Below are 13,806 nucleotides of genomic sequence, written 5' to 3' on the forward strand. Positions count from 1 at the left end.
ATGGCACAAGCAACCTTTAGCGGTCAATATGGCCACAATCTGACCCTTGACGTGCAAACAGGCACGGTATCTCAAAGTATCGCAAATAACCAGTCTAGGGTGCGTGTATGGGCAACCTTGATAACAAACCAGTACGCTTATCCATACGGCATAACCGCTCCTTTAACCGTTCATATCAACGGGGGTGGCGCGATTCACCAAGTGGCGATTAATACGAGGACGTCTTCTAGCTATTTGATTTGGTCGCAAGAGTATGATATTACGCATAACTCTGATGGCTCAAAATCGTTTGAAGTATCGGTCACATTGGACATCAATTCGGTTGGTTACGGTTCGGCCACAGTTCGTCAAACAGTCAATCTAGCGACGATTCCACGAGCGAGTAGCGCAAGTGTTGGGACTGGAACGATTGGAAGTGGTCTAGCAATCAATATCCAGCGGGCTTCATCGGAGTTCCGTCACACGTTGCGTTACAAGTGGTTCGGGAAATCAGGAACGATTGCGACAAACGTAGAGACTAGCACCAACTGGACTATCCCGCTTGATTTTGCGAACAACATTCCAAATTCTACGAGCGGAACAGGTATTATCTATGTCGATACGTACAAAGGTAGTTCTAAAATTGGGGAAAAGAGCGTATCGTTTACTGCGAATGTTCCTACTGTGATGAAACCATCTTTAACCTCAATTAGTGTGACAGATACGAATACGGCTGTCGCTCATCAATTGGGGCAGTCGGTGTTCTTACAAATCCTGTCAAATCCCAAAGTTACCTTTGGCGGTGCTAGGGGCGCTGGCGGGTCAACTATTACAGGCTATCGAGCGGAAATTGTCGGCAAGAAGCAATCCACAAACGCAAATGGCGGAACGCTGGGAGCGATGAACTATTCAGGAACTATCACAATCAGGGCTAGTGTTACAGACAGCCGAGGGCGGACAAGCGCTAGTATCGATAAGCAAGTGACCGTATTGCCGTATTTTGCGCCGATATTGAATTTTGATGTTATCAGAAGCGGCGCGACCGCAGGTACTTTCACCGTTAAGAGAACAGCACGAGTAGCGCCTATTACGGTTAATGGCAAGCAATTGAATGAAATGGCCTTAGCGTTCAAAGTAGCGCCGAGTGGTAGTTCAAATTTCGTAGCAGACAATGGTCCAGCAAGTGGTACGTGGACGACACGCCACGAACTAATCGATTCATCTGCGAACCTAGCAGGAACGTATCCAGCGAATAAGTCGTTTGATGTTATCGGAATTTTAAGCGATAAATTTACCCGAAGCGAATTTCGGGTGACGGTAGCAACTGAAAAAGTAGTTGTCAGCTATGACAAATACGGCGTTGGTGTTCAGAAAATCCGTGAACGTGGCGCAGTTGATGTCAAGGGCGATGTGTACGTAGACGGGAATATTATTGTCAATAACAAACCTATTCAGCAACACGCATTGACTTCGGGAGATTCGGCGAAAGGATTTCTTGCAAGGGTCGGAAGTGTAGCTCCGTCTGTTTCGGGCTTCGCTTGGGGCCTCATATCTTCGTTTTTTTCAAGATGGACTGGCAACGGTGTTTTCAGTAGTTTCTACACGACAGAAAAAGAGGCTACTCAGACTTGGACCTCTCATGATGGCGGTGCCCAATTCGGTAGATACCGCTCTTACTCTACAGGAGAATACAGCGAATTTAAAGCTGTTGGAATTGATAATTTTTATCCTGTCGGATCAATTCATATCACTACCACAAATACCAACCCCTCTCAATACATGGGTGGAACTTGGACGCGCTTTGGAAATGGTCGTATGCTCGTCGGAGTAGACGAAAGCGATAGTTACTTTAACGCAGCGTCTAAAACTGGCGGATCTAAAACTATATCAGATTTAAAAAAGGTCGGAGCTTCGTTTGGTTTGTCTTCCGCAACTAGTTATGCTGGTAGGGCTGTTGTTTCAACCTCAAAAAATAACAATTCAGCAGAAGTCAATTATACACCGTCAAACATGCCACCGTACATCACAGTTTATATGTGGCGACGAACCGCCTAGAAGGAGGAAAGAACATGAAGTTTGAATTTCATTCAAAATCGCTGGAGTACGACCCTGACTTGACCAAGGTCATTTTGACAACAGCTGAGGGCGGCAATGTACCTGTCTATCTTTCGGCTGACTTGATTAACTTGACGAATCAGGAGTTGTTTGAGAAGGCGCTTGATACGATCTATGAAGTTAATTTCCCAATGCGTGCCGAGAATGAGAAATTCAACACGATGGGAGAGAAGATAGCGCAGGTCGATGATGCGATTGACAGAGTAAATTCCGTAGCGCAGGATGTCAAGGAGCTTTCAGCGACATCTCGTGGGGCATTCTTAAAAGTCATGATGAAGTTGTACGAGAAAGAAGTGTTGACAGATGAAGAAATGGAAGAATTGGGTTTGTTCGATGAAGAATAGCCTTATTATTTTATTATTAAACAGAAAAGGAGAAGATATGTTGATTAAATTATACGCGATTGAAATTATGGAAGGTACGATTAAGTTTTCCGAATTGCCGTTTTCAGCCAAAATCAAGCAAAAAATCAAGAACTACTTAGCAAAAGTAGTAGAAGATGAAGAGTTGCTTGAAGAACTAACAAAAGAGGGCTAGGAGGCTATATGCTGGATTATTTTGATAAAGTCTTTCCGCATCTTATGATGTACGGTGTTCCTGCTTTTTTCGGTTATTTGGGCGTGAAAGCTCAACACGTAAACAAAGAGCAGGTTAGCACCATCAAATCTGAGCTATCAGACATCAAATCTAGTGTTGACGATGTGAAAGAAGTAGGAGACGCGAATAATCGTAGCTTAGCAGATGTGAAGCAGACTATCGCTAATCACAATGAAAGTCACTTAGTTACGATGTATGGACGTTTAGAAGAGAAAATCAATACAGCTCTCAAATTAGGCTATACGTGTCCAAAAGAATTTGAATTCATCAATCGTATGTATCGCAATTACAAAGCCCTCGGTGGCAATGGTTACATCGATAAGCTCTATAGTCGTTACGTTGAGCTAGAAATAAAGGAGAAATAGCTATGAAAATCAACTGGAAGATTCGATTTACAAAGCAGAACAAGGCTTTTATTAGTCGTTTTGCGTTAGCGGTCATTGTGCCGGTTTTGGCTTACCTAGGGCTAAAATTTGAAGACCTAACGAGTTGGCAGGCTGTTGGAAAGGTGTTGTTAGATTTTGTGGCTAACCCGTACCTAATTGGGCTAGCTATTGTTAACGCAATCAATATCCTGCCAGACCCGACAACCGCGGGGCTATCTGATAGCGAACGTGCAATGGGTTATGAGAGACCAAACAAGTAAAGGAGACTAAATGGTAAAGAAAATAAATGTATCATTGATGAATGCAGGCTCTTTATGGTCTATCAAAGGTGTGGTTATCCACAATGACGCAGGGTCAACTCTAGGAACGCCTGAATGGTATGTCAATTGGCTACGGGGTCGTGATAAATCCTTAGGGATTGCTCACTACTACATCACGAGAGATGCGATTGCTCGTGTGGTTGATACAGATAAGATTGCGTATCATACCGGAGACGGTTTTACATCCACTAGTGGGAACGCTAACTACATTGGCTACGAGGTCTGCCAGTCTATGGGAGCTAGCGATAAAGACTTTCTAGCTAACGAAGAAATGACCTTTATGCAAGTTGCAGAAGACATGCTTTTCTACAATCTGCCAGTCAACCGTGAAACGGTGCGCTTGCACCGGGAGTTTGTTCCAACTAGTTGCCCACACAGAAGCTGGGACTTACATGGTCAGTCGGTTAACGCCGTCAAAGACTATTTTATTAGTCGCATTAAGCATTATCAATCAATCGGTAAAACCGTTGATGAGATGATTGCAGGTAGCAGTAAAAATTTAGAAAATACAAACATTACAAAGGAGACAGACGATATGGCAATTTTAATTTCAGCAGAAAAACGAGGTATTGCGATGGTGCAAGGAGGTCGTTTCTTGCCAGTTCTTGATATTAAGGACGTAGGTAAACTTGAGGAACGAATCGGTAGCAAAGTAGTACAGATTTCTCAAAGAACGTTTGACGAATGGCAAAAACGTGGTTCTAAATAGCAGACAACCCCGCTCAGGAAACTGGGCGGGTCTTTTTGTTGTGAATATTTTTCCTTGACAAGTTGTGATAAGTTATGAAATAATGATATTGAACAATACAGGAAAAGATACCTCCTCGCTTGTTCCGACCTCGATTGTCGTTAAACTCCACGCCTTATGGCAATGAGGGGGCGGAGGGACGCGCTCGTTAACAGAAGTATCCCGTTGGCAATGCGTCCTACCAATACCCAGTTGGTAGGATTTTTCTTTTGTAGGTAGTAAATGAAAAGTAAGAGATTAAGATTAACTCAGATTGATTTAAAAATGTGTCGCGATTATAACTTAAAACAAGCAATGGATTATGATTATAAGACAAAGCGAATATACAATAAAGGTCGTGGTTTCGCCACTGTCTTAGTTAAGATACAAGGATTGATTTTTGCCATTCCTTTGCGAAGCAATATGCCTAAGAAGTATCAATTGAAGTATAAGTTACGGGACTCCAAAAAGCCAGGTTATATAGAGGGATTAGATATTGGAAAAACACTTGTCGTTGAGGATTCTAAATATTTACTGAATACAAATTTTCAACTTAGAGAAGTTGTCGATTATTACAAAATAGTAGACAATGACCGTCTGATTATTAATAAATTGATAAAATCTATTATAGATTATAATCAAGCTGTTAGCCAAAATGATCTGAATAAATTAAACGATCCTCGGCGATTCAAATTTTCTACGTTTGTCAATTATACAGATAGATTGAAACAAATTACTGAAAAAGATTATTTAAATTAATTTTTCATAATCTCCTGCACCAGCCACTGAGCTGGTGTTTTTTTGTTGCTGTTATAACAGACTTTTTTGATAATTGCCGTTATATCGGAATTTTTTTACAAAACAACGATTTTGTCAAAAATTGCGAATAAATAGATAGGAGGTGAATATATGGAAAATAATATCTTAGATGAATATGAGTATCTGGTATCGGATTTGCTTACGGTGATTGGAACGCTGAAAATAATTCATCGCTGGCTGGACGGCGATCTGGATTACTATGAGTTTGATGTGTTTAAAGTTCAATATGCGGATGTGCTTAGTTTGGCAATAGCGTATTTAATAATGTTGTCAAATCAACACCAACATATTGTAGGACGGGAGCTAAAAAAGACCCTTTAAAAAGGTCTTCGTGGGGCAATTTTGGGGCAAAAAATTTCAAAAGTATTCAAATTTATTAAAAATTAGTAGAAATCAACCCCTTAGAAACGTTGATTTTACAAGTTTTTCAAAACTATTTAAAATTAATGAAAAGATGGAGTTTCATTTGTTGCATGTTCATCATAGTGGGTTATTCTCCTTTTCATCATGACTGATAAGATGATGTCATATAATAGACTCTTCATTATACCATATTTTTAACGGAGGCTAGCGGCATAAGCGCCTAGTAAAATGCGTGACAGGATAAAAAGAGGGAGCTCGGAGTGGACGTCAAAATCAGGAAAATAAGAAAGATCTGTCTTAAAGCCGAAGAGGGTAAGCGGGGCTAATGTGGCAAGGGAACGGATATTTACAAATCAATCAATGCCATGTATAATAATGGGGTATATAAAAAGGAGAATGGTATGAAAAAATCTTCGGTTGCAAGCGTGCTATTATTGGGATTTGGGGTATTGTTTGTGGGAGCAACTCCGACCTCTCTTCAAGCTCAAGGAATGGATAATTTGTCGTCTTCGAGTGTGGTAGAAGAAAGTGGTGCTCGTTCAGAAATAACGAACCGCCAAAAAGGAACATCAACTCGTCAGTCTGAGGAGCTAGAGGTAACTGTGAGTGAGCAGAGTGAAGCCCCGACGGATACTGAGACGAGTACAAGTCTAGAAGAAGTGGTTGAGGTGGAACCGGCGACCTCAGCGACTGATACAATAGATTCAGAACAGTCAGTGTTGGAGTCATCTGATTCTTCTAATCTAGAAAATCAAGAGCATGTTCTTCCAGCTACTGCTGAAGCAGAAAAAGAATCCGCCATAACTGAGGTGGCTATCCATCGCCTCTACAATCGATTGAATGGAGAACACTTATATACACAAGATGTGAATGAGAAAAATGTTCTCTATAGTAGACATGGGTGGGGCTATGAGGGAGTAGCTTGGTATGCACCTGGCAAGGGGACACCAGTCTATCGTCTCTATAACCCAGTTCTTCAAAATCATCTTTATACGGCTGATACGAATGAAGTCGCTATTCTGACTAGTCGTCATGGGTGGCGAAAAGATAATAACGGTCAGCCAGTATTTTATTCGGATGGAGATATTTCTATTTACCGTATATACAATGCTCGTCTACGTGGTTTGCATCATTGGACAACTGATACCAATGAATACAGCATCTTACCAAAGCATAATTGGCAGCAAGAAGGAGTGAAATTTAAAGCTCTGCACCTGGGGAATCCTATCCAAACGCAGTATGCGCATGATGAGGCTATTGCTGCTAAAATTGGAACTTCCGGAGGCTATTTCTTATCACCGTCTGCCAAGCTTCAATTAGTAACAGTAATCAAATCTTTCCAAGCACAAGGCTATGATATAGGCTTTGTCATGATGGATGTCCATACAAAAAAAGGAGTGGAGTATAATGCTGACAAGCAATTCTACTCAGCAAGTACTGTAAAAGGTCCATTTGTTGCGAGTCTAGCAGCTAAGAACCCACGTGCTCTTAGAAATAGTGTTGGGACCATGCAAAATGTGCTGCGTTATTCTAGCAATGAGGGCTATGAATATTTGGCCAATACTTACGGTTTCTCCAGTCTATCTGCTTGGGCATCCGAAGCAGGTGTGCGGACCAGTATTGCTAGACAGCTCTATCCATATTATAGTAGCCGTGAACTCTTCAAGTTATGGCAACGGAATTATGAGTATTTTACCAACGACAAAACAGGTCAGCAGGTTGGTCTGTGGTTTGAAAATCCAAATTTATCGCCCATTAAGAGTGTCTTAGGCAGCCAGTACCGTGTCCGTAGTAAAGCAGGATGGATTGGCTATCCAGGTTATCATGCGGCTAGTGATGCAGGCATTGTCTATGCCAAGTCTGGCCCTTATATCATTGCCATTATGACAGATGCTGACGCTAAATTACCAATGCTCAATACCACAGTTTCAGCCTTGAATAATATGATACTTGCTTTGAATGAAACCCATATGGAAATGGCAGAGCTGGAATAGAACGTTATTCTTAAAGGCTGGTAAAAAATGAAAAGCAGAATATCGTTGGCGGAGTGTCAACGATATTTTTGATATATTAACCTACTTTTTATTGACGAAAGCGTTTTTATGGAGTATAATAAAAGAAAAACTGGTTATAACCACTATAGAGGAGGTCCTATGTTTCATTTACCAAAAGAAGAATTGAAAAGACTAGGTGCGATTATTACGGCGCCTGAAATTTATCAGCAACCGGGCTTGTGGAAAGAGGCCTATCAACTCTATCATGATAAGCTCGAGACGATTACAGCATTTTTGAATGACATTAAGGCAAAACATGACTTTGTGCAGGTCATCTTTACAGGTGCTGGAACATCAGATTTTGTGGGGCAAAGTATTGCCAATCATTTGAATCAGGTCAATGACATGAAGCATATCCGCTTTGTGACAGTCGGTACGGTGGAAATTGTCAGTCGTCCGCATGATTATCTACAGACCGATATTCCAACGATTCTCGTATCCTTTGCCCGTAGTGGCAATTCACCAGAGAGCTTGGCGACCGTTGAGATTGCTAAAAAACTAGTCGATACCCTCTATCAAGTGACCATTACCTGTGCACCAGAAGGGAAATTAGCTCAAGTAGCAGAAGGTGACGCTACAAATCTGCTCTTGCTTCAACCAGCGCTGTCAAATGATAAAGGTTTTGCGATGACAGGGAGCTATACCTGCATGGCCTTGACAGCCCTGTTGGTATTTTCACCTGAAACACCAGAAGTAAAAGCAGGCTGGGTGGAAACTATCGCACGTCTTGGGCAAGATGTTTTAGATCGTGAAGACTATGTGCAAGAATTGGTTGACCTAGACTTTGAACGTGTGATTTACCTAGGCTCTGGTGGTTTCTATGGCCTTGCCCACGAAGCACAGTTGAAGATTCTGGAATTGACAGCAGGAAAAATTGCGACCATGTACGAGTCCCCACTCGGCTTCCGTCATGGACCAAAATCGCTGATCAATGAGAAGACCGTTGTCATTCTGTTCACATCAAACGATACCTATACAAGACAATATGATGTCGACTTGGTCAACGAAGTCTATGGTGATCAGATTGCAGCTCGTATCGTTGCACTGTCAGCAGATACATTGACCAATACCGAGGCACCGAACTTTGTCCTAGCCGAAGGCGGATCAAGTTTACCAGATGTCTTCTTGACCTTCCCGTACATCTTATTTGGTCAAACCTTTGCCATTATGACAGCATTGAAATGCAAGAATCTCCCAGACACACCATCGCCAACAGGAACTGTCAACCGTGTCGTACAGGGAGTGACCATACACCCATTATAGGATTCAAAAGAGAAGGTTAGACTGAATGGGAGGGAGAGACGCTTTACCCTATTTATCTTTTTCCTAGTACATACTAGCTTTCGAAGATTCGCTTCTTTTCTTCTGGATACTGAGAGGAAGGGGAGCGATATTGAACAAAAAAGCAGGGGAGTTTGAGGCTCTCCTGCTTTTGGTTATTCATGAGGTAAAATCAATGTCGAATGGTCCAAATCGACGTCCAGCTGCCAGTTGCCATTGTCGCGAATGGTACATTCAAAGTCGGTCGTATAAAGAACGAGGCGAATGGTGCTGTCCTTACTTAACTTGTAAATAGTCGGTTGCAATTCCCATGTAAACTCCAACCATTCCCCTGCAGGGACTGTTTCAATTGTGAGCAGGTCGTTGCGGTTTTGCAGATTGAGATAGCCCTTAGTGATGACGCGGTGTGGGCTTTCCATAAAGGGGAGTTCCATCAAGTTTTCTGTAGCGTAGAAGCGGCCGTTATCAAGACTAGCCCGAGCTTTTATGCTAGGAATTGGAGCGAGGCGCTTGGCTGCTCCCAAGTCCAATACCTGCGCTGATAAAAGTCCTTTTGCAACGCTTGATTTGACCCGCAATTGCAGGCGTGCCCGCCCATTTAGGTGCAGGGCTTCTGAAAGAGGAATATCCATTGTTATTTGCTGGGCCTTGTTTTCAAAGAGGTCTTGGAGGAAACGTGGATAGGATGTGCCATATGTTGCAAATTGCTCTTCTGGGTACTGATTTTGAATGGTGCGGATGCTGTTTCCGAGAGGGAAGGTTCTTTCTTCTTGTCCACCAAATTGAGTCAATTCTGTCCACGTCTGCTCCAAGCTATTGTCCTGCCAGATGAGATTAGGAAGCTGATAGTGGTTATCCTGCCCGAGTAGCTTTTGCGTGAGCAAGGCATTCATTGATTCCCTAAAATCAATCGACTGCCAGTTATTCATGTAGACATGAGCACCATTGTGGAAGAAGAGATGCTTGGATACATGGTTTGGCAAGGCGTGAAACATATTCCAGACGTGAATGGGCTTCACATTCCAGTCTTGTGAACCATGGGTAAAGACAACTTCACACCGCACCTGCTCTGCCTGAAGGAGATAGTTGCGGTCATGCCAGTATTGATTGTAGTCGCCAGACATGCGTTCAAGCGCCTGTTTTTCAGCATCAATTGCGGCTTGATAGTGGGCCCTATTTCGTAAGAAATCACCTGCCTGTAGGCTTCTAGAATAGGTCAGAGCTGTCAAGCTATCCAAGTCTTCACCTGGATAGCCTCCAGGGCTTGTCACAAGTCCATTTTCCCGATAGTAGTCGTACCAAGAAGAGATGCCGGCTTCGGCAATGACGACTTCCAGCCCCTCTACACCTGTGGTTGCAAGGGCATTAGACATAGTCCCTAGATAGGAAAGTCCTGTTGTAGCCACTTTACCGCTTGCCCAATCAGCGAGGACAAGCTGCGAGCGAGTGTGGTCTGTATAGGCTCTTGCACGGCCATTGAGCCAGTCAATGACGGCCTTAAAACTGTAGACCTGCTGGTAATCGCCCGAGGTCATCATGCCTGTCGAGCCAAGAGTCCCGACACCTGAGACGTGGAGGCTGGCAAAGCCACGGGCTAGGAAATAGTCGTTGAGCGAGTAAGAACTGATGTGGGCGACCTTCTCAGTTGTGCTGCTGATAGGAAGTGGGCGTTGGTCAGCAGGAACCGTTGTGGAGTTTGGCCGCTCCACCTCGATGGTGCGAGGCTCTTTGATGGCGAGTTCGCCCTCCATTTTATGGAGCGCCTTGTCGCTGGCCTGATCATTCACTCCCTGATGATAGGGGCTGTTGGTGATGACCGCAGGGATTTTTCCTGCGAAGGCTGGGCGTAAAATCGAAACCTTAACGATGTCTGCCTGTCCAGATTTGGTCGTGTCAACAGGTGTTTCAACATAGACCACTTCACGAATCACGTCGCTCGTTGAGAATGTTGCTAAAGCCTTTCCATTGAAGAAATGGTAGGTCTGATCTTCAGGAATGAAACCGTCGCTGACTAGTTGGTCTATTAGGGTATTCCCAGACTTGGTGCGTGTGACTAGAAGCTGGTAGAGGTTTTCGATAAGATGGCTATATTGAATTGGAAATCGGCTGTTTGAGACAAAGTCCATGACATCCGTGTAGTCAACACCGGGCACAAATCCGAGGATCTGAAAAGCCACTTGATAAAAGATTTGAGGCGACAATTCGTCATCTGACTGAAAGAAGCTCAGCAGGTCAGTCTCCCAGTCGGCGATGAGATTGGACAGGGCAAAGTCCGTATTTTTTGTCAAAAAGAAAATCTTGCGGACAAAGTGTTCCAAATTTTCCTTGTCGCTGAGTTCAGGCTGGAGTGAGAATCCTAAGTCTGCAAGCTCTGCTAGCATGGTTTTTAGGGGTGTTTTGATATAAGAAAATTGGTTAAAACGCATACATTCTCCTAAATGATAAAATAGTCTTTACATTACCTATTATAGCTGATAGAATAGTATTTGTCTAAAAATTATTGGAGGATATGAAAAATGGATGTAGCAGTACATATTAAGTACATTACAGAATTTCTTGCCACAGCCTTACTTGTGATCTTAGGTAACGGAACAGTGGCGAATGTGGACTTGAAAGGCACAAAAGGAAACAACGCAGGTTGGATCTTGATTGCCATCGGTTATGGTTTGGCAGTGATGATGCCCGCTTTGATGTTCGGAAATGTTTCTGGAAACCACATCAACCCAGCTTTCACACTTGGTTTAGCAGTATCTGGTTACTTTGACTGGGCCTTGGTTCCCGGTTATATCGTAGCCCAGTTGCTCGGTGCCATTGCAGGTCAAGCAGTGGTCGTTGGTGTTTACCGTCCTTACTTCATGAAAACAGAAAATCCAAATCATGTTTTGGGATCATTTTCAACGATTTCAGCACTTGATGACGGGACAGTAGCGAGCCGTAAGGCGTCATGGATCAACGGATTCTTGAACGAGTTCTTCGGTTCATTCGTCTTGTTCTTCGGTGCAATGGCGATTACCAAACATTACTTTGGTGCAGAAGTGCTTGGCTTTTTGACAAAACAGGGTGCAGACTTATCCGATCCAACCTTGAAAGTGCAAATGAGCAATTTCTTGAACCCAGGGTTGAACGTGGCTCACTTGGCACTTGGTTTCTTGGTAATGGCTCTTGTAGCGGCTGTCGGTGGTCCAACTGGTCCAGCTTTGAACCCTGCTCGTGACTTGGGTCCACGTATCTTGCACCAATTGTTACCAAAATCTGTTCTTGGTCAAGCGAAAGCTGATTCAAAATGGTGGTACGCATGGGTGCCAGTCCTTGCGCCAATCGCAGCAGGTATCAGCGCCGTCGCACTTTACAAACTCATCTACGGATAAAACAAAAAGAGGCCTTGTAGCCTCTTTTGTTGTCTAAAGAGAAGAAGAATTGATCTCGATGTACAGTCAATTATTTGTAAATTTTAGCGTTTTCCATTACAATAGAGAGGTATTGAAGTAAGGGAAATGGAGTAGGTAAAAGTAAAGAAGATGATTCCAGTCATTCGGATAAATAATCGAAGAGCCAATCAGCAATTTTTAGAAGATAATCTTGGATTCAAGACCTATTTAGAGGATGCTGCTTTTGCAGAATTTGGAGCGAAAGAAAGTGCAGAGATTAAGCTTATTTTGGTAGAGTCACCAAGTATGCGGACACGGGCTGTGAAAGGTCCTAAAAAGTTACATAAAATCGTGATTCGGGTGGAGCATCCCACAGAAATCGAGGCCTTACTAGCACGCGGAGCAGTTTTTACCAAGCTCTATAAAGGAGCTCGTGGCTACGCTTTTGAAGCTATTTCACCAGAAAATGATTGTTTCTTGCTTCACGCAGAAGATGATGCTTCACAACTTGTGGAGAACTTACCGCCAGTAGCCTTTCAGGCCTTGGACGACTTTGAGAAATTGACTGCTTTTTCCGTTGAAACAATTGTTATTAACACGGCACAACCCGAAAAAAGTCGTAGCTTTTATGAGCAGATTTTGCCAGGGCAGCAAATGCTTGCCTTCCGTGAAGCAGTCGGACAGGATTTGCTTGCATCTAGCGAGTCCACTTGGGACTTGGACAGCTTGCGCATCCCTGTTTCAGCTGATATAGATTGGGCAACTTTAGAAGAAAAGCTACAGGTTCCTTTCTTTAAGGATAAGAAAGAGCGCTTCTTGCAGACAAGGGATATGAGCAATATTGAGCTGTGGTTTGAAAAATGAAAGCTATCTTAGAAAAAATTGACCAGCAAATAGCAGAAGGATTATACCGAGGGGCGAGTCTAGCCCTCTATCACCAGGGTAAATGGGAAGAATATTACCTCGGTCATAGTGAGGAAGGTATCGTAACGCAAGCAGGATTGACCTATGATTTGGCATCTGTTTCAAAGGTTGTCGGCGTAGGTACAGTCCTGATTTTTTTACTACAAGAGGGTATCCTTGAGCTAGATAAGCCTCTTGTGACCTATTATCCTCGCTTTCATGATAATAGTGTGACCATTCGTCAACTTGTCACCCATACGACAGGGATTGACCCTTATATCCCAAATCGGGATTCTTTAGACTTTGCAGGATTAAAAGAGGCAATCGACCAGATTCGGGTGACAGATGATAAGGACTTTCACTATACCGATATCAACCTGATTTTACTTGGCTTTATGCTGGAAGAGTTGCTCGGTCAACCCCTAGATGTCATCTTACAGGAGCGTATCTTTATACCGTGGAGGATGGAAGAAACACAGTTTGGACCTGTTTCTCCTGCTGTTCCGACCGTCAAGGGAGTACAGGCAGGTATCGTCCACGATCCTAAGGCCAAAGTGTTGGGAGTGCATTGTGGCTCTGCGGGCCTATTTTCAACCCTAGAGGACTTGAAAGTCTTTCTCGACCATTATCTGCAAGAGGACTTTGCGAGACATCTGGCTCAGAATATCAGCTCCTCCCAACCGCGTTCGATCGTCTGGAGCTTAAAAGACGGTGGTTGGCTGGACCACACAGGCTATACAGGTCCTTTTCTGCTAGTCCATCCTGAAAAACAACTAGCAGCCATCTTTCTCACCAATCGTACTTATGACGGGGATGACCGTCCCTTGTGGATTGAAAAACGCAGAGAACTGTATCAGGTCATCGTAACAGCTCTGGAAAGCCAAGCTTAACTTG

The 13,806-nt window shown here is 43.3% G+C and carries 14 protein-coding genes and 1 pseudogene; 13 read left to right on the forward strand and 2 right to left on the reverse strand.

What is annotated here, in order from left to right; genetic code table 11:
* From E4T82_RS05540 to E4T82_RS05570, 8 genes are all read left to right on the forward strand, one after another.
* Positions 1-2,034 (forward strand): DUF859 family phage minor structural protein, encoded by a 2,034-nt coding sequence (locus E4T82_RS05540; RefSeq protein ID WP_135181877.1) that lies wholly within the window; start codon positions 1-3, stop codon positions 2,032-2,034.
* A gap of 14 nt (positions 2,035-2,048) precedes the next feature.
* Entirely contained in the window at positions 2,049-2,438 is a 390-nt protein-coding gene (locus E4T82_RS05545) for a DUF1366 domain-containing protein (RefSeq protein ID WP_135181878.1), read from the forward strand.
* 37 nt (positions 2,439-2,475) lie between these two features.
* Positions 2,476-2,631 (forward strand): CD1375 family protein, encoded by a 156-nt coding sequence (locus tag E4T82_RS12480; protein ID WP_167753575.1) that lies wholly within the window; start codon positions 2,476-2,478, stop codon positions 2,629-2,631.
* A gap of 8 nt (positions 2,632-2,639) precedes the next feature.
* Positions 2,640-3,056: a hypothetical protein gene (locus E4T82_RS05550; protein WP_135181879.1), complete on the forward strand. Its 417-nt coding sequence runs from the start codon at positions 2,640-2,642 to the stop codon at positions 3,054-3,056.
* Positions 3,057-3,058: 2 nt separating this feature from the next.
* Positions 3,059-3,337: a phage holin gene (locus E4T82_RS05555; RefSeq protein WP_135181880.1), complete on the forward strand. Its 279-nt coding sequence runs from the start codon at positions 3,059-3,061 to the stop codon at positions 3,335-3,337.
* A gap of 10 nt (positions 3,338-3,347) precedes the next feature.
* Positions 3,348-4,106, forward strand: a complete 759-nt coding sequence (locus tag E4T82_RS05560; RefSeq protein ID WP_135181881.1) for a peptidoglycan recognition protein family protein — start codon at positions 3,348-3,350, stop codon at positions 4,104-4,106.
* A gap of 261 nt (positions 4,107-4,367) precedes the next feature.
* Complete coding sequence (locus E4T82_RS05565; RefSeq protein WP_135181882.1) at positions 4,368-4,883, forward strand: hypothetical protein; 516 nt, start codon at positions 4,368-4,370, stop codon at positions 4,881-4,883.
* A 150-nt stretch (positions 4,884-5,033) separates the two neighbouring features.
* A complete protein-coding gene (locus E4T82_RS05570; protein ID WP_135181883.1) occupies positions 5,034-5,264 on the forward strand; it encodes a hypothetical protein in 231 nt (76 codons plus the stop codon).
* A 236-nt stretch (positions 5,265-5,500) separates the two neighbouring features.
* Here the strand turns inward: E4T82_RS05570 and E4T82_RS05575 are convergent.
* Positions 5,501-5,644, reverse strand: a pseudogene (locus tag E4T82_RS05575) (MurR/RpiR family transcriptional regulator); the annotation flags it as partial.
* A gap of 63 nt (positions 5,645-5,707) precedes the next feature.
* Between E4T82_RS05575 and E4T82_RS05580 the strand changes: the two are divergent.
* Both E4T82_RS05580 and E4T82_RS05585 read left to right on the forward strand, forming a co-directional pair.
* Entirely contained in the window at positions 5,708-7,300 is a 1,593-nt protein-coding gene (locus tag E4T82_RS05580) for a serine hydrolase (protein ID WP_135181884.1), read from the forward strand.
* 159 nt (positions 7,301-7,459) lie between these two features.
* Positions 7,460-8,623 (forward strand): SIS domain-containing protein, encoded by a 1,164-nt coding sequence (locus tag E4T82_RS05585; protein ID WP_135181885.1) that lies wholly within the window; start codon positions 7,460-7,462, stop codon positions 8,621-8,623.
* 173 nt (positions 8,624-8,796) lie between these two features.
* Here E4T82_RS05585 and E4T82_RS05590 read toward each other — a convergent pair whose 3' ends face one another.
* A complete protein-coding gene (locus E4T82_RS05590) occupies positions 8,797-11,067 on the reverse strand; it encodes a Xaa-Pro dipeptidyl-peptidase (protein ID WP_135181886.1) in 2,271 nt (756 codons plus the stop codon).
* A 90-nt stretch (positions 11,068-11,157) separates the two neighbouring features.
* Here E4T82_RS05590 and gla point away from each other — a divergent pair, with 90 nt between their 5' ends.
* From gla to E4T82_RS05605, 3 genes are all read left to right on the forward strand, one after another.
* Positions 11,158-12,009: an aquaglyceroporin Gla gene (gla, locus tag E4T82_RS05595; protein ID WP_135181887.1), complete on the forward strand. Its 852-nt coding sequence runs from the start codon at positions 11,158-11,160 to the stop codon at positions 12,007-12,009.
* A 150-nt stretch (positions 12,010-12,159) separates the two neighbouring features.
* Positions 12,160-12,873 carry a CppA N-terminal domain-containing protein gene (locus E4T82_RS05600; RefSeq protein WP_135181888.1) on the forward strand — a complete coding sequence of 238 codons (714 nt, stop codon included), beginning with the start codon at positions 12,160-12,162 and terminating at the stop codon, positions 12,871-12,873.
* Positions 12,870-13,802 (forward strand): serine hydrolase domain-containing protein, encoded by a 933-nt coding sequence (locus E4T82_RS05605; protein ID WP_135181889.1) that lies wholly within the window; start codon positions 12,870-12,872, stop codon positions 13,800-13,802. The genes E4T82_RS05600 and E4T82_RS05605 overlap by 4 nt, the downstream gene beginning before the upstream one ends.
* Positions 13,803-13,806 lie beyond the last annotated feature (4 nt).

Origin of the sequence: Streptococcus cuniculi, from assembly GCF_004570575.1 — a bacterium.
Classification (GTDB): domain Bacteria; phylum Bacillota; class Bacilli; order Lactobacillales; family Streptococcaceae; genus Streptococcus; species Streptococcus cuniculi_A.